A 25,593-nucleotide genomic window follows, 5' to 3' on the forward strand; every position below is an offset into this window, starting at 1 on the left:
TGCGGCGCGAAGTACAGATCGCGCGAACAGCTTTTTAAACTAGCGTCGCTGGATCATCAGACATGCCTTTCGGCTTAGCAGTGGCGCTGATGACATCGCCTTTCTCCGTTACGGTCTGGACGAAGCCTCTCGTTTGAATAGCGTTGACCAGCCTCATGTTGAGATCGGTGTATGGCACCTCAATTTTTTTGACATGTGGTGAAAGCTTTGTGAAACCGTCATCGCTCAGCATGCCAAGAACGGAGGCGGATTCTGCCCAGTTGCACGATGGTAAGCATTGGATCAGCATTTCAGAGCGCTGAGCTGAAGTCAGCCCCTCCCCACCCGCGAACTTCTTGACGGTGGAGATAAACGCCGGCGGAAAGCTAGTCGAGTGTCGGTTAGCAAGACGGCAGGTTTCAGCGAGCTCTTTGACGGCCTCGTGGTTGGTATTGAAGGCTTCAATCGGTAACGCCGCCCACATTTGGATTTTTTCATTCAGCTCAAGCGCACCGCTTTTACTGAGAGCCAACGCCATGTCGATCGACATTTGGGATAGATCAATTTGATCACGTGCCTGTACCCAATGTGCCGCGAGATACGGTGCTTCCAGATCCGCACTGAACGTCCTGATGCAATCGCGGATCTCAGGGCTATATGCCAGAAACGCTGCACTTGCGAGCATCTCCCCGCGCTCCCTGGATTGCAGTCCCTTAAGGATCACGGGATCGCTCATGACTATATCCGCGAAGAGCACTTCAAGCGTTTCGTTAGATAGCTCTGTTGGGGCGATTAGGTACCCCTGCAGCTCTTGATGCATGGAGGCATTGAAGCCCCAGAGATCACCTCGTAGCTCGTTTACATGACGATGGATAAAGCTTGCGAAGGCCTCCATATCCAAGGTTTCGCAACCTTTATGTTCCAAAGCGGGCACGAGTACGTCTTTGAAGAATGTCCAAACTGCTTCAGGCTTCGATTTCACCCGGTCAGACAGCAGTATTTTCGCCCACAACGATGGCATTGTGTCTTCAAGTCGGTCGAAGGTGCATGTCGTTCGATCAAACAGTTGAACCACGACATCTGAATCATCCGACTCTTCCAAGATGGCTCGTAGCAGTTCGTTAAAGGACGCCGCGGATTCGTCAAGCGTTCCGACTTGGGCTAAAAGCGTGTTTGTAAATTCCTCAGGGGACTCAAGCAGGAGGTCATTCAGGCCCTCAATCTCCAGCGCCCTCAGCCGACGATATGAAATGATGCTTAAGCTGTGATCAGCTTTTTTTGCGTGAATGGATTCGGCTTTTTGGCAAATCAGCGTCAGCATGCTCAGGTTTACGTCAACGCATCCCCACTTGATCAGCTTCTTGAGGTCGTTCAGGACGATGCTGTCATTTAGCGCTGAGAAGCGCAGCGGTAGCTCGGTCAACCAAGGCCAGCCCTTACCTCCAGCTTCGAGTCCAGGCATCAAGCGCGAGACGTCTTCGAGAATTGCAACGGCATCATAGATTTTCTTGTCTGGCATAGAATCCAGCTGACGGAGTTGGGCAACCTCCAATCCATCCATGACTGCATTGATCAGTGCTTGCTTCAATCCCGCGGATTTGAATCGTTCAGCGTTCAACAACGCGCGGAACAGCCCAGGCTCAAGAACATAAACAGCTTGAATGAACTTCGGCGATGTCATAGTTGATAGCAAAATTTCAGTCGCTTGCGCCATTCTGTCCAGATGTCTATCAAGCCCACTCTTGAGAATGCTCGCGAGCTTACTGCGCTCATGACTCATGCTGGGATCGCTGTATGGACAGCTAGAAAGGTATTCGATCAGCGTGACAATGATGCCCCTGCCATCACTCAGATCATCAGTATCCAGCTTTTCCAGGACCTTTTTAGGAGCACTAATCCCAGTCGCAACGTCGACGGAGGCGCCACGTCTCAGTTCTAGAATCAGGTTTTTGTCTTCCGATGTGAGGGATCCTTCGTAGAAGTAGCCGAAGTAGTCTGTGTAATCGGTATCGAAGTATCCGTGGCGCATCAGGTAAATGACGACGTCCAAGCCATTCAGTTTTTGAGAAATGATATCGCCATAGTTTTTTTTGGCAGCGGCTCGGAAGGTTTGGTGATTAATTCGCCCTGCCTCGGTGCGCTGTTCGGCCATCTCATCATCAATATCAACAAGAGTTCGCTGGAGCAGGTCATACCTTTTTTGGTACGACGTCGACGCTAGGAGCTCCTTCGTGCCTACAACTTCGGAGTTCTGGATCACCCGCCCATGCATGTCGACATTGATCATCTGCAATCGAGCCGATTGATCGAAAATCCCGCCAAAAACTTGATCGGTCACAAAATCTAGCATCGTAAACCTGTTGCCTTGTACCACCTGGACATAGTTCGCGCCTGGAAGATTTGAAGCCTTCAGAAGCTCAAGCCAAACGTACGCCCGTAGCTCTGCCGTACTCTCAGCGATTTCCTGTACCCGCCTGTCCCGCTGTTCGCGCAATACTTGGTAAGCATCCTCAGCATTCTTGGACTGCTGGAATCGCCACTCATTGAAACCATGGATGGTCTCGTATATGGCCCCACGTCGCTTTACCAAGTCAGCGTATTCAGCAGGATGCAGATTGCGAATTGCGATGATTGAAAACAGTTTGTTCGGATCAAGCTTCAAGCCGGAGCCACCGCCAAGAATGCTGGAGAACATGTCGAATTCGTTGACGATATTCTTGATCAACCGCATGTCATCAATGAGGTAACAAACAGTTTCAACTAACGAGTAGTCCAGCCCAGCTCCTAGCTCAGCTCCATTGAACTGGCGCTCACGAAGCATCTCAAGCATCTTCTCGCGAGAGTTCTCGGAGTTGACCACGGGGATTATCGGAATGATCAGGTCGAAAAATTTCGTTTTCTCACCTACGGCGAACAGCTCATCCCGAAGCGCATAGATGAAGTAAACCGGTCGGTTGATTTGCGGGGATTGCTTGATGATGAAATTAATTTCCCGCAGGCGCGTAAAAACGTCATGAATACCAAACCTGTCCAGATCCTCGATCACTACGATGTCGATTTTGCTGCGTTCAAAGCAGTAGACGATTTCATCAATATTTTTGTGCAACACGGAGCCGTGGTGGGTCGTTTCCAGCTTTCCACCTTTGATCGTGAAGCCATCAATGCTGAACAGGGACAGCAACTTCAACGCTGAGAACATCATGTAGAGGCCACCACCCCCCAGCACCAGAACAGCCGCCCACCCCGGGATTTTTAGAAGCCATTCGACCAACCAAGCCGGGTCGACTTTCGGTAGCTTCTCGACTGTCGGAACGTAAAGCCTTAGCGTGCCTACGATCATCAGAAAGGAGAAAAGTGTACGAAACCAGATGATGGGCGAAGACGCCTGGATGATTCGCTTCAATCGAGTTTTCGGCAGTTGACCTGACGGTACCGCGTACAGCAGTTGCTGAACGATGGTTTCCTCGATGCGCGTCAAAATATCCGAATCGTTTTTTTTCTCTGCACTTTTGGGATCTGAAGAGTTTGAACTGGACTCAACGGGAGCGACTGAAGAATCAGCCGAGGTCACCTTCCCTGCCCCTTCCTTGTTCAGATCTTTGCCGAAGGCGGCCAGTGATACAAACGCATAGGTGAGTTCAGGGTGACGATCGACAAACGTACGGATGACGCTGCTTTTGCCAGCACCATACTCACCAGTAATCGCGATATTGCGAATCTGGTCGTTGCTCAGTGCACTCAGCAGCTCACTCTCGTAACGGTGCGACCGATCTACCTCCAAAAGAACAGGCGTAAGTGGTTCGAAGACCATTCTACTGCTGGGTACAGACAGGTATTCACGGGCGGCGACCACTGCTTTGTCGCCAGCTTTTCTGTAGCGCTTGTACTGTCCTAATGCATGATTCAGGAGGGAGCTGACGTACTCGCGCTTCGAAAAATAAAACTGAGCTAAACGACGGAACATCCCTGTCTCCTATGCCGCTGAAAGGCTGTCCGGGAGAACCGCCTAAAATGGTCGTTACTTGATACCCACAGTCACTGCAGTATGTGTTTGTACAAGAGTTACCGATGATAGCGCACCGCCATCCCGGAATGTGACGAACTCGCTGGTGCTCCCTTAAAGCATGTCTCCTGGAGACCACGCATGCCTACATTCCTTGCAGGATCTCACCTAATTGTCGGCAGTGGCATATACACCCACCCATCACGGTATCTATGTCGGTCACGATCAGGTGATCCATTACTCAGGCATGGCTTCTGGAATTAATAAAGGATGCGTCGAGTCAACCTCGCGGAGGGTGTTGATCAGGTTCGACTTCGATATACCGGGGAGTGCGATACGCATGGCGCCATGGCTGCGGGCAATACCATCAAGGCCCATAGGATATATGCCAGCCAGGCCTATATAACCCTTTGGCTGAGGTCAGCCGTAAGTTATCGAGCGCCTTGTCCGCGAGGAGGACTACATTGCTTGTAACGCTGGTTTCATTGCTCATCCTCAGGTGTTCGACGGCGCTTTGACAGAGTGCGCGGGCCGCCTGGCAAGCTGGCGGCGAGCACCACGTCCGCCTGCTCCGTCGGAACCAGTGAACATCTGTCTTGTCCCGCTTCAAGGAGAGCATCATGAGTCGTAAAACTCCCATCAATCATTACCGCAACCTGGGTATCGTCGCCCACGTAGACGCGGGCAAGACCACCACGACCGAGCGGATCCTGTTCTACACGGGCCTGAGCCACAAGATGGGTGAGGTGCATGATGGCGCTGCCACCACCGACTGGATGGTGCAGGAACAGGAACGTGGCATCACCATTACCTCCGCTGCCGTGACCACCTTCTGGAAAGGTTCGCGCGGCCAATACGATGACAAGTACCGGGTCAACATTATCGACACCCCGGGTCACGTCGACTTCACCATTGAAGTGGAGCGTTCGCTGCGCGTACTCGACGGCGCGGTCGTGGTGTTCTGCGGTACCGCCGGTGTCGAGCCGCAGTCCGAAACCGTATGGCGCCAGGCCAACAAGTACGGCGTGCCACGGGTGGTCTACGTGAACAAGATGGACCGTGCCGGCGCCAACTTCCTGCGCGTGGTCGGGCAGATCAAGAGCCGCCTGGGCCACACCCCGGTTCCGGTCCAGCTGGCTATCGGCGCTGAAGACAGCTTCGCGGGCCAGGTCGATCTGATCAAGATGAAGGCGATCTACTGGAACGAGGACGACAAGGGCACCACCTATCGCGAGGAAGAAATTCCCGCCGATATGCTGGCGCTGGCCGAGGAGTGGCGCGCCAAGATGGTCGAAGCCGCCGCCGAAGCCAACGAAGAGCTGATGAACAAGTACCTTGAGGAAGGTGAACTGAGCGTCGAAGAGATCAAGGCCGGCCTGCGCGCGCGCACCTTGGCCAGCGAGATCGTTCCGGCTGTCTGCGGTTCCTCGTTCAAGAACAAGGGCGTTCCCCTGGTGCTCGATGCCGTTATCGACTACCTGCCGGCGCCGACCGAGATCCCGTCGATCAAGGGCCATCACCCGGACAGTACCGACGATAACGAAATCATCGACGAGCGCCATGCGGATGACGATGAGCCGTTCTCGTCCCTGGCGTTCAAGATCGCTACCGACCCGTTCGTGGGCACCCTGACCTTCATTCGCGTCTACTCGGGTTTCCTGAGTTCCGGCGACTCGGTGATCAACTCGGTCAAGGGCAAGAAGGAACGTGTGGGTCGCATGGTGCAAATGCATGCGAACCAGCGCGAGGAAATCAAGGAAGTGCGTGCCGGCGACATCGCGGCGCTGATCGGCATGAAGGACGTCACCACCGGTGACACCCTCTGCGATATCAACAAGCCGATCGTCCTGGAGCGTATGGACTTCCCTGAGCCGGTGATTTCGGTGGCGGTGGAGCCGAAAACCAAGGCTGACCAGGAGAAGATGGGGGTCGCGCTGGGCAAGCTGGCCCAGGAAGACCCGTCGTTCCGGGTCAAGACCGACGAAGAAACCGGTCAGACCATCATCTCGGGCATGGGCGAGCTGCACCTGGACATCCTCGTTGACCGCATGAAGCGCGAGTTCAACGTCGAGGCCAACATCGGCAAGCCGCAGGTTTCCTACCGCGAGAAGATCACCGTCGGCTGCGAGATCGAAGGCAAGTTCGTGCGTCAATCCGGTGGTCGTGGCCAGTTCGGCCATTGCTGGATTCGTTTCGCTCCGGCCGACGTCGACGAAAAAGGCAATATCACCGAAGGCCTGGTGTTCGCCAACGAGGTGGTGGGTGGCGTGGTGCCGAAGGAATACATCCCGGCCATCCAGAAAGGTATCGAAGAGCAGATGAAGAACGGCATTGTCGCCGGTTATCCGCTGATCGGCCTCAAGGCGACCGTGTTCGACGGTTCCTACCACGACGTCGACTCCAGCGAGATGGCGTTCAAGGTCGCGGCCTCCATGGCCACCAAGCAGCTGCGGGAAAAGGGCAAGGGTGTGGTGCTTGAGCCGATCATGCGGGTCGAGGTCGTCACCCCCGAGGACTACATGGGCGACGTGATGGGTGACCTGAACCGTCGTCGTGGCCTGATCCAGGGCATGGAAGACTCGGTCTCCGGCAAGATTGTCCGTGCCGAAGTGCCGCTGGGGGAAATGTTCGGCTATGCGACCGACGTCCGCTCCATGTCCCAGGGTCGCGCGAGCTACTCCATGGAGTTCGCCAAGTACGCCGAGGCGCCATTGAACATTGTCGAAACGCTGATCAAGTAACCCGGCCGGAACAGCGAAGCCAGAGTGTCGCGAAAGATACTCTGGCTTCGCTGTTTCTGATCTCGGGCGATGCCAGGTAGAGAATTACGCCTCATTAATCTGAAAACACGACATCTGTATTGAGCGGCAAACCCGCTTGCTATAGAACGGCTTGGCGGTATTTGTTCACGCAGTTTCGAACTCACTCCAAGGTGTCGAATATGACAATAAAAACCAGCAAGCCCTTGATCGCCCCCCTGCTCCTCTCCCTTCTTGTGTTGCCCTGGACTCCCGCCTCTGCCGCAGAGGCGGCCAGCCCAGCTTCCAACCTGCTGACTGCAGCGGTTGCCTGGAAGCAGACCGCGGCCGAGTTCGATGCGCTTTACCATCAAGGCTTCAACATCGCCAGGATGCGTCTGGATCAAGCCCTGCAGGCGCACAAGGACGGCGATCGGCCGTTAGCCATCATCAGCGATGTCGACGACACCGTGCTGGGCAGCAACAGCTACTGGGGCTACATGATCAACTCGGGGAAAGAGTTTTTCGATGACGGCGCCTGGGACCAGTGGGTCGCCGACAATGGCCCGGTCGCCACGCCCGGTGCCCTGGAGTTCTTGAATTACGCGCAGTCGAAGGGGGTCGAGGTGTTCTACGTCACCAGTCGCGACCAGGGCGAAAAAACCAAGGAATACGCCCTGGCCAACTTGCGCAAGAACCAACTGCCCTTTGCCGATGAAAAACACCTGACGGTCTATCGCGACAGCTCCAACAAAGAGCCTCGGCAAACGGAAATCGCCAAGGACTATGAGGTGGTGGTCATGCTGGGCGACAACCTCAACGACTTCAAGCGCAAGTACTACGTCGCGGACGTCAAGCAACGCAACAGCCTGATGACTGAAGACAAAGAGCAATTCGGACGCAAGTTCATCCTCTTCCCGAACCCTACCGACGGGCACTGGCTCAAGGCGATTTTCGGTGACTCGGAACCACCGGCCACCGCGGAAAACCGCGCCAAGTTCAAGGCGGCGGCCGCATCGACGGCCTGGCAGCCGAAGCCGTAATCCCGGCCACTTGCCCTTTGCCCATTCAAGTCCCGCCCTCCTCCCTCAGTATCTGTCCCTGGACACTAGAGCACTTGATCATTTCGAGCGTTCCTGGACATGAACAGGCTGGAGGCCAGGACAATGAATAGCGTGCCAAGGGCACTGGCAATGGCGGTAAGCGTCAGGGTCTGGGAGTAACCAAGGATGCCGCCGAGGATTCCGCTGCCGAGGTAGATGAACGGGTGCACGCCGCTGGTAACCAAGGTATCGATCGCCACGACCTTGCCCAGATCCTTCTCGGGGGCAAGCCTTTGCATGGCCGTCGCCCACCCCGTGAGCCATGAGGCTTCGACGATACCGACGAAGGTTGCCCCGAGAATCGCCATCCAGGCCGAACTTCCCAGACCGAGCAGTGCCATGGCGCCGGCTAGAAAAAGACCGCAGGTCACGGCAAGGCCGGGCAGTCGCTCATGGCCGGAGGCGAGAACCGTGACGATGGAGCCGATACAGGCACCCAATCCTGATGCGGCCAGGCACAGGCCCCACATGGATTCGCTGAAGCGCTCGCTGATGGCGTAAGGCGCGACGACCAGGAAGATCGGGAAACACAACACATTCACCACCAGCGTCGCGGCGAAACCCAGTAGCAGCATGGCGTTGCCGCTGATGAGGGTGATGCCCTTCAGCGCTTGGCCAATGGACAACTCATCTTCAGGCGCATGCTCAGCCATGTCGGGCAACCGCGCGGTATACAGGGCTGCGCAGAAGAACGTCAGGCCATCGATCAATATTCCCCATACCGGATCCCAGAGAATAATGAACACGCCCAGGGTTGCCGGAAACACCACGGCAACCAGGTTATCAACGAAGTTCATTGCAGCGTTTCCCGCCACCAGGGCCTGCCTGGGCAGCAGGTTGACCAGCAGGACCTGGGCACAGGGGCGGGAAACACCGATGCCGATACCAAAGATCAGATAGGCAACAAGCAGGCACCACCACGCAGCGCCCGAGACCAGCAGCGCGACCGCGGCAAGCTGGGCAATGCCCCTTGCCGTATCGGTATGGATCAGCACCTGCTTCGCCGACTTGCGGTCTGCCAGCACGCCTCCGGCCAAGGCGCCCGTTACTGTCCCCAGGGCGACGGCGGCCATGACCAGGCCGAATACTTCCGCACCAAAACCGGCCCGGATAAGCGCTATCGGCAGCGCCGCCAGACAAATTGCGTCGCCGGCCATCGACAGGCCCTGGCCAATGAGCAACTGGCGAAAAGACGAGACGCGCAGCGCATCGTTGTAGGCTGATAAGCGATCGCCGACGGACCTCATATGCCCCCTCCCTGAGGCCTATGTTTGCGCGACATTAAACCCGAGACGCCTTGCCCGGCACCAGCACAGGCGCACAGGGCTCGGGTCAAATCGATCCTCGATTCGTTGCGGACGCGCCTACGACGGTCAGACAAGTTGCTGATCGATGCGCGCCCCCGCTCCTTGCCTAGACCGCAACCGCCCCCGCCCGCCCCGATTCCACCGCAAAGGACTTGAGGGTCGAGACGCTGGCATGGGGATCCCGGGGATCGGAAATGATCCGCAGGTGCGTCAGCATCTTCCGTTCCTCCAACTCCACCGCCACATATCCCCGCCAGCGGTTCTCGAAAAACCTTACATGGGGATTGAGGGGCAGGATGGCGTTGAACGACTAGCCGTCGGACGTGACCGAGGTGCCGACGAATTCAGTGGCGACGATCCGCGAGTCAGGGTCATGGGCCCGCGCATGCAGGTCCGTGACCCAGAACGAATGAATGTCGCCGCCCCAGAACACCGGGTTACTGGCTCGCCGGCGCTCGATGGACGCCAGCACGCGCTCGCGAGTCGCCCTGTAACCGTCCCAACCGTCGGTCCAGGAGCCCAGCGCCTGGCTCGCCGGGACGCGCTGGATCAGCGGCGCCACCAGCAGGTCCTGGGCGATCACATTCCATTGCGCCCGGGACTGGGCCAGGCCCTGGTCCAGCCAGGCCTCCTGCTCCCAGCCCAGCATGGTGCGCCTGGGGTTGCGTAAATCCAGGCAACTGTCTTCGGCGATATGCCCCTGATGGCTGCCATTGGGCGCAATGCAGGGTTGCTCGGAACGGTACTGGCGGCCATCCAGCACATGGAAACGGGCCAGCCGGCCGTAGTCCAGGCGCCGGTAAATACGCATGTCCGCGCCCTTGGGCAGGCTGCGGGCGCGCAGTGGCATGTGCTCATAAAAGGCCTGATACGCCGCCGCCCGCCGCCTGAGGAACGCGGCGACCGGAGTCCCCGGATCCTGGGACCAGCGATTGGCGTAGTCGTTTTGCACCTCGTGATCGTCCCAGGTCGCCACGCTGGGCGCGCTGGCGTGGAGCATCTGCAAGTCGGGATCGGTCTTGTACTGGGCATAGCGGTTGCGATAGCCTGCCAGGTCCAGCGCCTCGTCACTGCCGTGGGGGCGAATGATCTTGCCGGAGTCGGGCGCATAGGATTTCTCGTAAATATAATCGCCGAGGAAAAACACCAGATCGGGCTGTTCCGCGGCCAAGTGCCGGTAGGCACTGAAGTAGCCGCGCTCCCAGTGGGAGCAGGAGACAAAACCCAGGCGTGCCGACGCCATCGCGTGCAGCGGCGGAGCCGTGCGCGACTGCCCTGTCGGACTCTGCGCCCCGAGGCTTTCAAACTGGTACCAATAGGGCCGCCCCGCTTCCAACCCCGCGACCTCGACGTGGACGGAATGGGCGAAACGCTCGGTGGCCGTGACCACGCCTTGTTTCACGATCCGCCTCATCGCCGCATCACTGGCCACCCGCCAGCGCACCGGTACCGCGCGGCTCAAGCCGCCACGCCCATCGGCCGCGTTGAACAGTGGCGCCAGGCGGGTCCAGATGACAAAGCCATCCGGCAGCGGATCGCCGGAGGCCACGCCCAGGGTGAAGGGATAGTCGATGCCGGCACTGCGGGCGAAGGGGCTGAGGATCGAAAAAGCCGTCGCCACCGCCAGGCCCGACAGCACCCGGCGACGGTCGAGATCCACCGCTTTGCTGAAGTCGTCACTCATGACGCGGGCTGCCAATCGGCACGCAACAGCCCGTACAGCAACATGTCCTCATGAATCCCATTCTTGAGGAAGGCACCTTTCATGCAGCCTTCGTAACCCAGGCCGATTTTTTCCATCACCCGGGCCGAGCCTTTGTTACGGGCGAAACACCGACTGCCAACACGGTGCAGCGCCAGTTCGGTAAAGCCGAACGCCATGATTGCGTTGGCCGCTTCGGCGCCGTAGCCCTGGTTGCGGCAGTGCGCGGCGGTCCAACCGCCCAGGTGCCCGCTGCGATGAGCGGCGGACAACCTGAGGCTGATCACGCCGATCAATTCATCGCTCTCGCGCAGATGAACGCCCAGCGCCAGGGATTGCCCGGAACGGAAATTTTCCTCCTGGCCATCGATAAAAGTCAGCGCCGACTCCAGGGTGTAAGGCGATGGAATCGCGGCGGTGTTGTCGGCAATCTCAGGCCCGTTGGCCAGCTCGGACAGTGTTTCGGCCTGGTGTTTTTGCAGCGCTTTCAGCGCCAGTCGCGGGGTCGATAAAGAAGGAAGTGCAGCGCTCATGTCGGGGTGCTCGCCGGATAAAATCGCAAAAGTGCGCCCCCGTCATGTCAGTTTCATGACCGTCGAAAAAGACTGCAAGATCTTCTGCGGGCCCCGTCCTAGACACCTAAAAGCTTAAATTAAAGTTAACCATTCGGTCATTTTCCGTTGCTAGCGTGTCGCCCCTAATCAACGACGGGGTAACGGAATGAGAACCTGGGACGAACCGAAAAAACGCAAGGCGCACATCGAACTGATCCCGATGATCGACGTGATGATGTTCCTCTTGGTGTTTTTCGTACTGGTGAGCCTGAACGTGATTCCGGCACTGGGCATGAAGACCCAGTTGCCCAGCGCCAGCAGTGCGCAACAGCTCAAGCCGCAGAACAAGTTCATCCTCACCTTGGGCCTGGAAGGCCAGCTGCAACTCGATGGCAAGGACCTCAGCGTCGAAGCCCTGGTGCCGGCGCTCAAGGCCGCGCAAAAGCCTGACAGCAAGTCGACCATCATCGTCAACAGCGACAAGGGCGTGGAAGTGTCACGCCTGGTCGAGGTCATGGACACCCTGCGCCTGGGTGGCTTTACCTCGGTGTCCATCGCCACGCGTAAGTCCTGATCATGTACGCCCTGTTTCGTGCGCGTCAGCTGCTGGGCAGTGTCCCGGCCCTGATCGCCCTGGTGCTGATCGCACTGGGTATCCAGTCGCAAACCCTGAAAGTGCAGCCGGTGTATGACGAGTCGGCGGTTGAAATCGCTTTGGTCGAGCCAGAGCCGCAAGTGGCCCCCGAGCCCGTGGTGGAACAGGAACCACCGCCGCCGGTCATCGAGGACCAGGAAGCCGAACCGGCCCCTCCGCCGCCGCCCAAGCCACAGCCACAGCCGAAACCTGAACCCAAGCCAAAACCGCAGCCCAAGCCAACCCCCGTGGCCGCCAAGGCAACGCCGGCACCCACGCCGCCGGTCGCCGCCAAGCCCGTGCAGCCCGCCGTCGCCCCGACCCCGGCCCCACCCGCCCCGCCGCCGGCGCCGAAGGTCGACGGCCAGGCCCTGGAAGGCAGCTATCTCAAAGGTCTGCGCAACGAGTTGGACAGCTACAAGCAGTACCCCAGCGGACGCCAGGCTTCCCTCGAACGCCCCACTGGCGAGGTGGTGGTCTGGTTGCTGGTGGATCGCCAGGGCCGCGTCCTCGACTCCGGGATCCAGACCCAGGCCTCGAGCATGCTGCTGAACCGGGCCGCCACCAACAGCCTGCGCCGGATCAAGCAGGTCAAGCCGTTCCCCGAGCAAGCCTTCGGCGGACGCAACGAGCAACGTTTCACCGCCACCTTCAACTACAGCGTGCAGTAAGCACCCAACAGCAGGACGACAGTGATGAAGTTCACCCGGATTCATCTGGCACTCGTGGCCGCGAGCATGGGCCATGGGATCGCCATGGCAGACACCAGCGACAGCGACGTCGGCACCATTGGCGTGCAAGGCAAGGCCACGGCGGGCGGTGGCTACATGGTCCAGGAGGAGAGCATCAAGGGGCGCTCCACGGTGACCAAGGAGGCGCTGGACAAACAGACCGCCACCGGCAACGCCGTCGACAAGCTCAAATACACCCCGGGCCTGAACATCTCCAGCGAAGACGCCACCGGGCTTTCGGGTTTCCGCTTCACCATGCGCGGGCTCAACTCCGACCAGGTGGGGATGTCGGTGGACGGCATGCCGATCAACGACTCCGGCAACTACGCGCTGTACTCCAACCTGTTGGGCGACCCGGAAAACATCGAGCAGATCTTCGTCACCCAGGGCGCGGCCGAAGCCGATGGCCCGCACATCGGCTCCAGTGGCGGCAACATCGGCATAGTGACCATCCGCCCGACCAAGGAAACCGGGGCCTTCGTCAAGCAGGTGGCGGGCAGCAACGGCACCTTCAAGACCTTCGCCCGGCTCAATACCGGCGAAGTCAACGGCCTGAGCAACTGGCTCTCGCTGTCTCATACCGAAGGCGAGAAATGGCGCGGCGACGGTGCGGTGCGGGCGGACAAGGTGGAATGGAACAGCTTCTTCGACATGGGCGGCGGCAACACCGCCAACCTGATCCTCAAGTACCACGAGCAGGACAACAACAGCTACAGCCAGCTGACCAAGACCCAGTTCCAGCAGAACGGCCGCAAGTACGACCCCTACCCGTCGACGCCGGCCCTGGGCAGCAACGGCAAGGTCACCAGCTACTACGCCCTGGCGCAGAACCCGTTCCAGACCTTTACCGCGGTGCTCAACACTCAATTCAAGCTGGCCGACAACCTGGCCCTGTCGGTCATCCCCTATTACTACTGGGGCAACGGCAGCGGCGTGGGCGCCTCCAGCTACGCGCTGAACAGCGGCTCCAACCGGGGTGGCGTATTCGACCTGAGTAACCTGCAGAGCGCCGCCCAGTACAACGCCGACGGTTCCTCCACCAGCGGCGTCTACTACCGCCCTTCGCGGACCCAGACCTGGCGTCCGGGCATCACCACCAAGCTGAACTGGGACCTGGGCGACCACAGCCTGCAATTCGGCTACTGGTATGAGCGCGCGCGCCAGAGCCAGACCCAGCCGTTCATTCCGCTCAAGAGCAGTGGCAAGCCGGAAAGCACCTGGCCGGACTCGGATAACGTGGTGGACGCCAACGGCAACAAGGTCCAGGGTCGCGACCGCTTCACCGTTACCCCGGCGCAGAAAGTCTGGGCCCAGGACACCTGGTACTTCGCCCCGGACTGGACCCTGGTGGCAGGCCTGGCCTACATGGACGTCAAGCGCGACGGCACCAACCACGGCAGCCTCACCGAACAGCCGGAAAAACGCAGCCAGACCTATAACAAGCTGCTGCCCAACGCCGGCCTGAAATACCAGCTCGACGAGCGTAACCAGCTGTTCTACAGCCTGTCGCGCAACATGCGCATCCCGCAGAACTACGTGCTCTACGACCAGGGCGTCGGCTCCATCGACTCCAAGCCGGAAACCAGCTGGAACCACGAGTTGGGCTGGCGCTACAGCGGCGACGACATGACCCTGGCCGCCACCCTGTTCTACATGAAGTTCAAGGACCGCCAGGTTTCCTCCAGGGACATCAACGGCGACTTCGCCGACATCAACGCCGGCGCCGTCGACAACAGCGGCCTGGAGCTGGAATGGAGCGGCCTGCTGCCCCACCACTTCAACTACTACACCTCCTACACCTACACCCGCGCCGAGCAGCAGGACGACCTGACCGTCTACAACGCCGGCAAGGCCATTGTCCTGCCCACCAGCGGCAAGCAGTTCGCCAACGTGCCGAAGAACATGCTGGCGGCCAACATCGGCTACGACGACGGGCGCTTCTACGGCACCTTCGGTGGCAAGTACACCAGCAAGCTGTATGGCGACCTGACCAACGACGAAGCCATTTCCGGACGCACCGTGTTCAACCTCGGCGCCGGCATCTACCTGCCGGTGGACAAGAAAGTGGTCAAGGACGCGACCCTGCGCCTGAACGTCGACAACCTGTTCGACAAGAAGTACCTGGACGGCGTGTACACCACCAAGACCAACGCCGCGACCTACGAGGGTTTTCGTGACGGCGATCCGGCCTACATCGTGGGCCTGGAACGCACCGTGACCGTCTCCCTGGAAGCGAATTTCTGATCGTCATCCGCCATTTATCGAAGAATGAGGTACAGCATCATGGACATGAACCTGCTTCACGACATCACCTTCTATGTGATGTATGCCGCGGTGGCCATCGCGATCTTCATCGCCATCGAACGCGGCCTGTACTTTGCCTATGTGCGGCGCCAGGCCCGCTCGTTGATGGAGGCCCTGGGCAGCCACGTGCACAGCGAGCGGGACCTGCCGCAAGGCGCCGCCCGCCGCGACAGCCTGCCCTTGAGCATGGTCCTGCCGGTCCTGGCGCAAAAGGCTGCCCAGGGCTCGCGCAAGGACCTGGACGATGTGATCGAAAGCCAATACCTGTCGACCCGCGCCCCGCTGGCCCGCAGCCTGTGGATCATCGAAACCATCACCACCGCCGCGCCCTTGCTAGGCTTGCTGGGGACCATCCTGGGGATCATCGATACCTTCAAGGCCCTGGCCAGTGCCGGCGTGTCCGACCCGGGCCAGATTTCCGGCGGTATCGGCACGGCGTTGTTCGCCACCGGGCTGGGGATCGCCATCGCCCTGTTCTGCGTGGTGTTCCATAACTTTTTCCAGGACAGCCTGGAGCGCATCAACGATCAACTGAAGATGCTGCTGATCCGCGCGGCCACCGGTGCCCGGGTGCAGGATGAGGTACCGCAGCGGGTACCGACCCCGTTGCACAGCCGCACTACCGCGTGATTCCCGGGGCGGGCGCAGGGGGCGCCCGCCTTTCTTTCATATGAGGACGCCCATGTCCGTATGCATGAAGTTTCCACGAGCGCTGCTCAGCGTTCGGATCGCAGGCCTGGCTGGCTTGCTTGTCAGTCCGCTGGTCCAGGCGGACTTTGCCATTGCCGGATTCGAGCTGGTGCATACGGTGCCGGTGGACACCGCGCTTGGCACGGCGGACTTGCGGCAACCCGGCCCGGTGTGGATCGAGCTGTTCGATGGCGCAAAAAGCCAGATCGATATCGGCCAGTTTTATGCGGCGGATCATCCAGGTTCGATGCTGGGCAAGGTGATCGAACACCTTGAGGCAGCCGGCAAACGCGGAGTGAAGATCCGCTTCCTGCTCGAGGAAAAGGGCCTGAAGCTGTCGGAGCCCGCCACCCTGGAGCGCTTGCGGGCGATTCCCAACCTGACTTTCCGGGTGCTGCCCTATGCCCGGGTGAGCGGCGGGATCATCCACGCCAAGTACATGGTGGTGGACGGCAAGCAGGCGTTCATTGGCAGCCAGAACTTCGACTGGCGCTCGCTGGAGCACATCCACGAAACCGGCTTGCGCATCAGCGATGAAGCCACCGTGGCCCAGGTGCAGGCGATCTTCGAGCAGGATTGGCAGGCCCAGGCGGCCCTGGCGGCAAACCAGCCGGTGCCCTTGCCCGCCGCCGGCCAGCAGCCGCTACGCCGCGGCAATTACCTGGTGGCCAGCCCGCAACGCTACAACCCGCCCGGCGTGGGCGACTCGCAACTGGAGTTGCCGCGGCTGCTGGCCGAAGCGCAGAACGAAGTGCGGGTGCAGTTGCTGGACTATGCGCCGCTGTCCTACGGACCTGAGCGGACCCGGCCCTATTACGCGGTGATCGACAATGCCGTGCGGGCCGCCGCGGCGCGGGGTGTGTCGATCAAGTTGCTGGTGTCCAACTGGAACACCGACAAACTGGAGCTGCCCTACCTGAAAAGCCTGGCGGTGCTGCCCAATGTCCAGGTCAGGATCGTCACCCTGCCCCAGGCGTCCCAAGGGTTCATTCCCTATGCACGGGTGATTCACAGCAAGACCATGGACATCGATGGGCAGGTGGCCTGGGTCGGCACCAGCAACTGGCTCGGCGGCTACCTGGACAATTCGCGCAACCTGGAAGTGGTGATGCACGACAGCGCGATGGCCAAGCGCATCGGCGAACTGCACGCTCAGTTGTGGGACGGGCCTTATGCCAAGCCGCTTGAGCTGATGGGAGAGTATCCGGAGCCGCATCCGGGCACGCCGTGAAGAAAAAAGAAGGCCGAGCCTCTCGACGGCTCGGCCTTTGTCCATGGTTCAGCGTTTTGACGCGACCATCGCCTCCACCGTGGTCGCTCTGTCCGCACTGGCCGTAGCCTGCCCTGCCCCTCGCGCCACCTGCGCCCGTACCGCAACCGCATCCTGCAGGATCACCTGCGCCGCCTTCTCCGCCGCGACATAGATCGAGGTGACGATGAAGAATCCCGGGATTTTCGGGAAGATCGAGGCGTCCACCACCCGCAGGTTGCCTACACCGCGCACGCGGAAGGCGCTGTCGAGTACGGCCATCGGGTCGTCGTCGGCGCCGATCGGGCAGGTGCAGGAGGCGTGGTGGCCCCAGGCCTGGTTCATGACGAAGGTCTTGAGCTGCTCGTCGGTCTGCACTTCATCGCCGGGCAGTTCTTCGCTGGCGATCAGCCCGGCGTCTTTCAGCGGCTGGGTCAGGTTGCGCACGAACTTGATGCCCTCCACCACCGACTGCAGGTCTTCACCCTGGGTGTCGCTGCCCTCCTCGAAGTAATGGAAGTTGATCAGCGGGGTGTCGGCCGGGTCGTTGGAGCGCAGGGTGACGTAGCCGGCGTTGTTGATGGTATGGGCCTTGAGGATGGCCCAGGTCAGGTAGTTCAGGTGCTCGACGATCAGCTTCGAGTAGCCGGGGAAATAACCGCGAAACAGCGCCAGCACGGAGAAGCAGAACAGGTCCGGCAGCGGCCGTTGCTTCAGGGATTTCTTGATGATCGCCAGCACCGCGCCATTGGTGCTGTAGACCCCGACCTTGCCCTTGGCCCATTCCTCGTACTGCGGATCGCCCTTGGCGTAGCGCGCGCCCTTGAGCACTTGCCAATTCTCGAAGTTCATCCGGTTGACCACCCCGACCTCGTAGCGGTCCTGCAGGTTGCGCCCTACGCCCGGCAACTCGACCCGCACCGGGATCTCCATGGTCTCCAGGGTTTCCCGCGGGCCTATCCCCGAGAGCATCAGCAGCTGCGGGGTGTTGAAGGCGCCGCCGGCGAGTATCACTTCGCGGCTGGCGTGCACCTGGCGCAGTTCACCGGTGGCATTGCGCGGCAAGGTACAGGCCCGATACAGCCGCGCGCCCTTGATGTACTCCACGCCATAGGCGCGCTGCTGATCATCGAGCAACACCCGGGTCACCAGCGCATCCAGCTCGATGTGCAGGTTGTCCGGGTGGCGCTTTTGCACATCCAGCAGGCGTTCGCGGGTGCCGTTGCGATGATGGTGCCGGGTGGCCAGCGGCGGATAGCGCAGGCCGATGGCTTCCTCGCGCACCAGCCGCCAGTCGTTGGGGTCACCCACGCCCTGCAACTGCCAGCCGATGCGCTTGAGGGTTTCGCCCAGGGCCTTGAACGCCTGCTCGGCGGCGTCGACGATCGAACGCACCAGCGACTGGTCGTCGAACGCCGCCTCCGGAATCGCCTTCTCCACGTGCAGCCAGCCCTTGAAACCATGGCGCGACGGGTTGATGCCGAACCAGGAGAGAAACCGCTGGAACGGCCGGTGATGGCAGTTCTCCAGGTTCTGGAAGTGCTCGCGCATGGCGCTGGCTTTCCACGACGGGTCGCCGGTGATCTGCGCGATATGGTCCCAGTCCTGGTTGTGCGGGTAGACGGTGATCATCGCGTTGTGCGCGGTGCAGCCGCCCAGGCAACTGGCCCGCGGGTACAGCACCCCCTCGACGTTTTCGCCCTGGTAGATCCGGGTGAACTTGGGGTCCTGCAGCTGGCGGGCGTCGTTGCTGTAATGGCGCACGAAGAAGTCCCAGCGCATTGCATCGTTCTCGGTGGAGCGCGGGTGGAACGCCGGCACCTGGTACTCCTCCGGCAGCCGCGGGGCATTGCCCGTGGCCACCGGGTCGCTGCCCGACTCCAGCACCAATACTTTGCGTCCCTGTTCGGCCAGGCGGGCGGCGACGGTGCCGCCCCCTGCCCCGGACCCGACCACGATGTACTCGTAATCCGTTTCGTTGTTCATCGCTGGCCACCTAGAAAGTTTTCAGCAGGGCGATCAATGCCCGTTTGTCTGCATCACTCAGGGGCGCTTCCTCCTTGAGGAAACTGGTGCCGAAGTAATGCCCCTTGTCCACCACGAAGTCCGGGCACTTGCTCACCTTCAACAGCGGCTTGACCAGGCCGGCGAAGACCTTGCGCGCTTCCTCGTCGGAGGCACCGGGCGGCAGTTGCTTGAGGTCGTGCTTGATCTTCAGCAGCAGGTCCAGCACCTGGTCGCGTTTTTCCAGGTCGATGTTGGACAGCAGGCTCACCGGCGTACCTTGCGGGATAGGCCCGAGCTGGATGCCGTCCTCGCCGAACAGCCACGGCAGCAAGCGGCTGAGCAGGCCTTCGAGGTTTTGCAGGAAGGTCGGCAGGTAGCCACTGCTGACTCGCAGGTAGCTGGTTTCACTGGTGACGTCGACGGTGCCCATGTGGGTCTTGCCGGAGCGGGTCATGACCTGGAAGTCGCCGGTGCGGTTTTCCGGCCACAGCAGCATCTGGATCGCGCTGTCGAAGGACGCCATGCGGTCCTCCACCCCGCCCTTCCAGTGGAATTGACCCAAACGGTTGTTCAGCAGCAGCGGCGCGGTGGACCACACACTGACCAGCGAGGCTGGCCGTGTGTAACCCCGTCCGCCGGCCGGCATCGCGTATTCCGAGGGTTCGCCGGTGTAGGGGTTCTGCACCAGGACCGAGCCTACCGCCGGCAACTGCTTGTACGACTCCGACGAGAAGTTGTCCCAGATATTGCCGCCCAGGGCGTTGGTCGCCAGCGGGCTGCAGGCGTTGGTTTCCGTCAGGGTCACCGGCACCCGCAGTTCGGTGGAGAGGAAGTTGTCGGTGAGGAACTTCTCATCCTTGACGATGGCGCGCATCGCGGTCTTGAACTCCGGCGTCTTGCTCCAGGTCCAGTAGTTGTTCCAGCACTTGAGGTAGCCGTCGTTCACGCAGCCATGGTCGGGAAAGAAGGTCCAGGCCTTTTCCGGCAGCTTGCTGGAGTGGCAACGGGCGCAGGTGTCGGCGAAGACTTCCTTGCCGCGCTCCAGCACCGCCGCCGGTTCGCTCAGGTGCGCCGCACCGCCGGGGGCGTTCTTCAGGTAGTCCGGGGTCGCCGAGGCCAGGAAGAACAGCGCCAGGTCCGGGGTCTGTGCCTCGTTGGCGTTCCAGTAGGAGGAGTTCTTGCGTGCCACTTCGATACGGAACGGGGTGATCGGCTTGCCGCCGATCAGCGGCCGGAAGTGGGTGGTCCACTCCTCGCTGTACAGGCCGATATTGATGAACACCCGGTTCAATGCCCCAAGCGCGCCCACCGAGTCGGCGCCGTCCTTGAGCACCCGCGGGGTGAACACGGTGTCAGGCTTTTTGTAGAACTGCGCCAGCGGGCTGTCCGGCGGTACGCCGGGCACCTCGTTGAACTGGCGGTTGTTCAGTCCGCCACCGGCGAGTTTTTCCTTGCCCAGGTTGGAGGCCAGCTCGATGCGCGCCTTGAGATTGTAGACCGCGTTCATGGTCCGCGGGTTGTTGATGTAGTCGGTGGAGACGAACGAGGTGTCCAGCGCCCCCGGTTTCGAGGTGTGGAACAGCTGGTACGGGAAGCTGCTCGGGTCCTGGTTCCACATGAAGATCCGGTCGACCCAGAAGTACTGCGCGCCGGGGTTGGAGTTGAGGTTGGACCAGGCCGGATGTTCAGGGTTGGCCGGCGGGTTGGTCGGGTTCGGCCCGACATGGCAGAAGCCGCAGGACATGCCGACCCGGTAAGGTTTCACCAGCTTGCTGTCGTTGTAGTAGGCGGGGTCTTCGTAATAGCGCTTGGCGTCCCACTTCTTCTGCGCGTGCTCGTCGAAGTCCGGGTTGGGGAACAGCCGCAGGCCGACGATCCCGGTGCCGTAGCCGTAATAGGAACCCACCGGCAGGTTCTTGCCGCGGGCGCCGATCTTCACGCCGGGGTACTTGGTTTCGTTCTCGAAGGGGTCGGCGGTGCAGGACGGGTCGCGCTTGTCCAGCCACAGGCCGTAGCGGTCGTCGCGCGGCCCCTCGCCCTTGACGTAGCAGGGTTCGTTGACCACCCCCAGCACTTGCCAGCGTTTATCGCGGTTGTATTTCAGGCTCGGGTGGTTGGAGATGGTCTTGAGCAGGTCGAGGTTGCCGACGCTGTCGCGCGAGAGCTTGTCCCACAGCGCGTCGTTGCCGGCGGTCCAGACGATCCAGTTGTTGCGCCCGCGGGCGAAGGCCTGGAGCGCCTGCTGTTCGGTAATGCCGGGGATGAAGGGCGACAGTCTCTCGACCAGCAGCTGCGGTTGCTTGGACACGCCGTAGTCCATGTCGGCGTAGTAGTCCTCGTCGGCGCCTCTGAGGCTGTTGGCATCGCGGCCGACGCACTTGGCTTCGTCGAGTCGCTCGCCGGGTTTGTCGCCGCAGGGGTTTTTCATATCGCTGCTACAGCCCTGTAACAGCACCAAAGGAAGGAAAATGCTCAACATCAGCTTCACGGGTGTCATGCGCTGCTCCTTGCACGTGCTGCAGACCGGCCCCTCTGTCCTTGGGGGACACCTGTGTCGCGACCGGTTCTTTTTCTGATGGCCGAACAACCGACTGCCTGCGCACCGGGCCGGTTAACCTCGGTACGCCAGTCGCCTTACAACGCCCTACAGCCGCCATACTAGGCCATGGCGAGCGGGTCAATACGTCCATTTGGCGATGAAAAGCCAGGGGTAATTTCGATTGGCTATCGGGGTTCTGGCGTGGCGTTCCGGCCGTCGCAAAGGCTGCTGGCAACCTGCTGTTTTCCTGCTTTAACTTACTCGTGAGGGACGGATCCCCCTCCCTTTCGCGAGGGCTGCACATGGACAGGAACAAGCCCGCTTCTTCGGCTCAGGATGCTCAGTTTCACGCCGAACATGCCCGTATCGACCAACGTCGGGATCTGCTGGGCCTGGCGCGTAAAAGCGCCGGCCACTGGGCCGTCGCCCTGTCCGGTGGCGGCATTCGCAGCGCCACCTTCTGCCTCGGGGTATTGCAGGCCATGGCCCGGGCCAGGGCGCCGGATGCCGTGGGCGAAGAACCGGGCATCGGCAAGCGCCTGCTGGCGCAGTTCGACTACCTGTCCACCGTCAGCGGCGGCGGTTACCTGGGTTCGTTTTTCGGCAGCCTGTTCCTGCCCGGGCGCCTGCGTGGGCGGGAAAACGCCCAGGTGGCGGCCAGCCCTGAAGTGCAGGCCGCGGAAGATGCCTATGAGGTGCTCGACTTCGAACCCCCGGGGCGCATCCACACCCATATCGACTACGCCAAGGCCCCGGTGGGCGAAGCGCCGCTGGCCTGGCTGCGGGAGAACGGTCGCTACCTGACCCCGGGAGGTTCGGGCGACCTGTTCTATGTCCTGGGCCTGTCGTTGCGCAACCTGCTGGCGCTGCATGTCGTGATCGGCATGCCGCTGTTGTGCACCCTGGCCCTGGCCACGTTGCTGCAAGTGAGCATCGCCGGTAGCGACCTGTGTTCACCGATCACTGCCCTGCTGCCCATGGGCCTGATCAACCCCTTGTGCGGTTCGCTCTGGTGGCTGCCGGGAGGGGCGACAGTGTTCGGGGTGATACCGCTGATGCTGGCGTTCTGGATGGTGTATTTCCGCAAGAACCAGGACGACGCGGTGCGCCTGCTCAACTGGGCGACCCTGCTGTACAGCGCGGCTGGCGCCCTGTTCATCGCCCTGGCCTTAACGCCCAGGGGACTGGACGTTGAACTGCGCACACTGCTGATCGTCTGCGGGGTGGTCAGCTGGCTCGGGGTGCTGGCCTGCATCGGCGTGGCCCTGCGCCTGCGTTTCAAGCGCGACAAGGACGACGCTCTGGCGCGCAACAACTGCGTGCGCACCTACCGGGTGCTGGTCACCCGCTACCTGGCCCAGGTCCTGATCTTCACCCTGGTGTTGGGCTTCTTCGCCCTCGTACCCTGGCTGGCCCAGTGGATCTACACCAGCGAGCAACGCGCGCAACTGATGTCGCCCACCGTCGCCCTGCCGCTGTTGATCGGCGCGATCCGCGCCCTCTCCCTCCTGCTCGACGACAAGGCCCTGCCCGGCTGGGTGAGCCGCCTACCCCTGAGCCTGATCGCCGGTGTCGCGGGCATCGCTATCTTCCTGCTGGTGGCCCTGCTCTGGGGGCTTCTGGTGCAGTTCGTGCGCTATCAGGGGCTGGATGCCGACACCGTGGCGCGCCTGTGCGGCCTGGCTGGGCTGGCGTTGATCCTGAGCCTGGGGGCGGGAAACTTCATTGGCTTTCTCAACCTGTCCTCGTTGCAATCCTTCTATCGCAGCCGGCTGACCCGGGCGTATCTGGGCGCCTCCAACGGCCTGCGCTTCGCCGGCAGCACGGCCAAGATCCGCAAGCAGCACCTGAGCGTCGCTGAAGCCCTACCCGGCGACGATGTGCCGATCGAGCAGTACTACGGCGTCACCACCTGCGCGCCGGTGCACCTGATCAACGTCACCCTGAACCTCACCGTCGACCCGGCCGAGCAGCTGGTGCAACGAGACCGCAAGGGCAAGCCGTTGTGCCTGGCACCCAATGGCGCGGAGGCACCCGACAGCGTCAGCTACATCCTCGACGGCAAACCGCGCAAACGCTCGATCAAGAACAAACGGTTCAGCGAGATCTACCAGCCACGAGGGCTGGCCGATTGGGCAGCGACCTCCGGCGCGGCGATCTCCACCGGCCTTGGCCGAGCCACGACACTGGGTACTTCGCTGTCGTTCGGCCTGACCAACCTGCGCCTGGGCACCTGGTGGCCGAGCAATTTTCTTGAAGGCGACAAAAAGTCCGACAGGCCCCGGCGTTCGCGGGACAAGTTATGGGGCACGGTGTTTCCGACCCAGACTTACCTGTTCTATGAGTTGAGTGCGAGTTTCCACGGCCTGAATCGCAACTATCAGTACCTGTCCGACGGCGGCCATTTCGAGAACACCGCCACCTACGAGCTGATCCGCGAGGGGCGCAAGATCGAGCTGATTGTCTTGTGCGATTGCGGCGCCGACCCGACCTACCAGTTCGACGACCTGGCCAATCTGATCCGCCTGGCGCGGATCGACCAGGCCCTGGAGATCGTGGAAGACCTGGACGTGCATAGGGTGCCATTACTGGCGCCCTACTTCGGCCATACCCGCAACTTCAGCCACCCGGGCCCCGACGACAGCCTGCGCTGCGCGATGCTGTTCAACGTGCTCGATCGCCAGGGCCAGCGCACCGCGCGGATCCTGTTGCTCAAGCCACGCCTGATCGCCGGGGTGCCAGTGGACGTGCTCAATTACGCCAACGCCCACCCGACCTTCCCTAACGAAAGCACCGCCAACCAGTTCTTCGACGAAGCGCAGTTCGAAAGCTACCGGCAACTGGGCCTGCAGATCGGCCAGACGCTGTTCGGCAGCGGCCAGCCGACCCCGGTTTCCCAGGCCTTGTGGAGCTACCTGTAGAACGCCCGCCTCCAGGAGGCGGCACCTTCGTTTGCAATCCGGGCTCGGCAAGGGAGGCTGGCCAGCCATCCATGAACGACTGGCCAGGGGCTCAGTCGTCGGCGCCGACGCGAATCACCAGCTTGCCGAAGTTTTTCCCCTGCAGCAGGCCGACCAGGGCCTGGGGCGCGCTTTCCAGTTCATCCACCACTTCCTCGCGGTATTTGATGCGCCCTTCGGTGAACCACTGCGACATGTCGCGGTAGAACTCGTCGTAGCGCGAACCGTAGTCGTCGAAAATGATGAAGCCCTGGATCTTGATGCGCTTGCGCAGCACCAGGCTCATCAGCAGCGAAAGACGGTCCTTGCCCTCTGGCAGGTCAGTGTCGTTGTAATGGGCGATCACCCCGCACACCGGCACCCGCGCCGAGGTGTTGAGCAGCGGCAGCACCGCGTCGAAGACCTTGCCGCCGACGTTCTCGTAATAGATGTCGATGCCCTTGGGGCAGGCCTTGGCCAGTTGCTCGGCGAAGTCCGCGGCCTGGTGATCGACGCAGCTGTCGAAACCCAGTACCTCCACCGCGTAGCGGCATTTCTCCGCGCCGCCGGCCACGCCCACCACATGGCAGCCCTTGAGCTTGCCGATCTGGCCCACGGTCGCCCCCACCGGGCCGGTCGCGGCGGCCACCACCAGGGTTTCCCCGACCTGGGGCCGACCGATATCCAGCAGCCCCATGTAGGCGGTGAACCCGGGCATGCCCAGCACACCCAGGGCATAGGAAGGATGCTCCGGCGCCGCGCCCAACCGGGTCAGGCCCGTGCCGTCGGACAGCCCATAGTCCTGCCAGCCGCTGTAGGCCAGCACCCAGTCGCCCACGGCGTAATCCGGATGATTGGACACTACGACCCGGCTCACGGTGGCGCCGACCATCACCTCGCCCAACCCCACAGGTGGCGCGTAGGAAGGTGCGTCGCTCATGCGCCCACGCATGTAAGGATCGAGGGACAGGTAGACGCTGCGCAGCAGCACCTGCCCGGCGCCGGGTCGGGGAACCGGCTGGTATTCGAGGCGGAAGTTGGCTTCGCTCGGGGCGCCATGGGGGCGCGAGGCCAGGACGATGCTGCGATTGATCTGGTTCGACTGAGGCATATG

14 protein-coding genes and 1 pseudogene are annotated in these 25,593 nt (G+C 61.2%); 8 read left to right on the top strand and 7 right to left on the bottom strand.

Annotated features, from left to right (window positions below):
• Positions 1 to 34: 34 nt before the first annotated feature.
• Positions 35 to 3,943: a YobI family P-loop NTPase gene (locus ACTJKT_RS01500; protein WP_440785916.1), complete on the bottom strand. Its 3,909-nt coding sequence runs from the start codon at positions 3,941 to 3,943 to the stop codon at positions 35 to 37.
• A gap of 659 nt (positions 3,944 to 4,602) precedes the next feature.
• On the opposite strand from ACTJKT_RS01500, the gene fusA reads away from it, so the two are divergent.
• Together fusA and ACTJKT_RS01510 are read left to right on the top strand one after the other, a co-directional pair.
• Positions 4,603 to 6,723, top strand: coding sequence for an elongation factor G (fusA, locus tag ACTJKT_RS01505; protein WP_440785917.1), 2,121 nt, complete (start codon positions 4,603 to 4,605; stop codon positions 6,721 to 6,723).
• A gap of 200 nt (positions 6,724 to 6,923) precedes the next feature.
• The gene (locus tag ACTJKT_RS01510; protein ID WP_440785918.1) at positions 6,924 to 7,763 is read left to right on the top strand and encodes a 5'-nucleotidase, lipoprotein e(P4) family; all 840 of its coding nucleotides are present in this window, start codon (positions 6,924 to 6,926) and stop codon (positions 7,761 to 7,763) included.
• A gap of 65 nt (positions 7,764 to 7,828) precedes the next feature.
• Here the strand turns inward: ACTJKT_RS01510 and ACTJKT_RS01515 are convergent, their stop codons facing one another.
• From ACTJKT_RS01515 to ACTJKT_RS01525, 3 genes and pseudogenes are all read right to left on the bottom strand, one after another.
• The gene (locus tag ACTJKT_RS01515) at positions 7,829 to 9,070 is read right to left on the bottom strand and encodes an MFS transporter (protein WP_440785919.1); all 1,242 of its coding nucleotides are present in this window, start codon (positions 9,068 to 9,070) and stop codon (positions 7,829 to 7,831) included.
• A 166-nt stretch (positions 9,071 to 9,236) separates the two neighbouring features.
• A pseudogene (locus ACTJKT_RS01520) lies at positions 9,237 to 10,814 on the bottom strand (alkaline phosphatase D family protein).
• Entirely contained in the window at positions 10,811 to 11,365 is a 555-nt protein-coding gene (locus tag ACTJKT_RS01525; RefSeq protein WP_440785920.1) for a GNAT family N-acetyltransferase, read from the bottom strand. Before ACTJKT_RS01525 ends, ACTJKT_RS01520 begins: the two are co-directional and overlap by 4 nt.
• Before the next feature lie 187 nt (positions 11,366 to 11,552).
• Between ACTJKT_RS01525 and ACTJKT_RS01530 the strand changes: the two genes are divergently transcribed.
• The 5 genes from ACTJKT_RS01530 to ACTJKT_RS01550 all read left to right on the top strand — a co-directional run bounded on the left by ACTJKT_RS01530 (position 11,553) and on the right by ACTJKT_RS01550 (position 16,976).
• A complete protein-coding gene (locus ACTJKT_RS01530; RefSeq protein WP_226304393.1) occupies positions 11,553 to 11,960 on the top strand; it encodes an ExbD/TolR family protein in 408 nt (135 codons plus the stop codon).
• 2 nt (positions 11,961 to 11,962) lie between these two features.
• Entirely contained in the window at positions 11,963 to 12,691 is a 729-nt protein-coding gene (locus ACTJKT_RS01535) for an energy transducer TonB family protein (RefSeq protein WP_440785921.1), read from the top strand.
• Between the two features lie 24 nt (positions 12,692 to 12,715).
• The gene (locus ACTJKT_RS01540) at positions 12,716 to 14,995 is read left to right on the top strand and encodes a TonB-dependent receptor (RefSeq protein WP_440785922.1); all 2,280 of its coding nucleotides are present in this window, start codon (positions 12,716 to 12,718) and stop codon (positions 14,993 to 14,995) included.
• Positions 14,996 to 15,034: 39 nt separating this feature from the next.
• Positions 15,035 to 15,685, top strand: a complete 651-nt coding sequence (locus tag ACTJKT_RS01545; protein ID WP_440785923.1) for a MotA/TolQ/ExbB proton channel family protein — start codon at positions 15,035 to 15,037, stop codon at positions 15,683 to 15,685.
• Between the two features lie 64 nt (positions 15,686 to 15,749).
• Positions 15,750 to 16,976 carry a phospholipase D-like domain-containing protein gene (locus tag ACTJKT_RS01550; RefSeq protein ID WP_440785924.1) on the top strand — a complete coding sequence of 409 codons (1,227 nt, stop codon included), beginning with the start codon at positions 15,750 to 15,752 and terminating at the stop codon, positions 16,974 to 16,976.
• A gap of 48 nt (positions 16,977 to 17,024) precedes the next feature.
• Here ACTJKT_RS01550 and ACTJKT_RS01555 read toward each other — a convergent pair whose 3' ends face one another.
• Both ACTJKT_RS01555 and ACTJKT_RS01560 read right to left on the bottom strand, forming a co-directional pair.
• Positions 17,025 to 18,980: a GMC family oxidoreductase gene (locus ACTJKT_RS01555; protein ID WP_440785925.1), complete on the bottom strand. Its 1,956-nt coding sequence runs from the start codon at positions 18,978 to 18,980 to the stop codon at positions 17,025 to 17,027.
• A gap of 10 nt (positions 18,981 to 18,990) precedes the next feature.
• Entirely contained in the window at positions 18,991 to 21,498 is a 2,508-nt protein-coding gene (locus tag ACTJKT_RS01560) for a hypothetical protein (protein WP_440785926.1), read from the bottom strand.
• 344 nt (positions 21,499 to 21,842) lie between these two features.
• Between ACTJKT_RS01560 and ACTJKT_RS01565 the strand changes: the two genes are divergently transcribed.
• Entirely contained in the window at positions 21,843 to 24,461 is a 2,619-nt protein-coding gene (locus ACTJKT_RS01565) for a hypothetical protein (RefSeq protein WP_440785927.1), read from the top strand.
• Positions 24,462 to 24,552: 91 nt separating this feature from the next.
• Here ACTJKT_RS01565 and ACTJKT_RS01570 read toward each other — a convergent pair whose 3' ends face one another.
• Positions 24,553 to 25,590 carry an NADP-dependent oxidoreductase gene (locus tag ACTJKT_RS01570; protein ID WP_440785928.1) on the bottom strand — a complete coding sequence of 346 codons (1,038 nt, stop codon included), beginning with the start codon at positions 25,588 to 25,590 and terminating at the stop codon, positions 24,553 to 24,555.
• Between the last annotated feature and the right edge of the window lie 3 nt (positions 25,591 to 25,593).

The sequence above is a fragment of the Pseudomonas sp. 22526 genome (genome assembly GCF_052044735.1).
GTDB lineage: Bacteria > Pseudomonadota > Gammaproteobacteria > Pseudomonadales > Pseudomonadaceae > Aquipseudomonas > Aquipseudomonas piscium.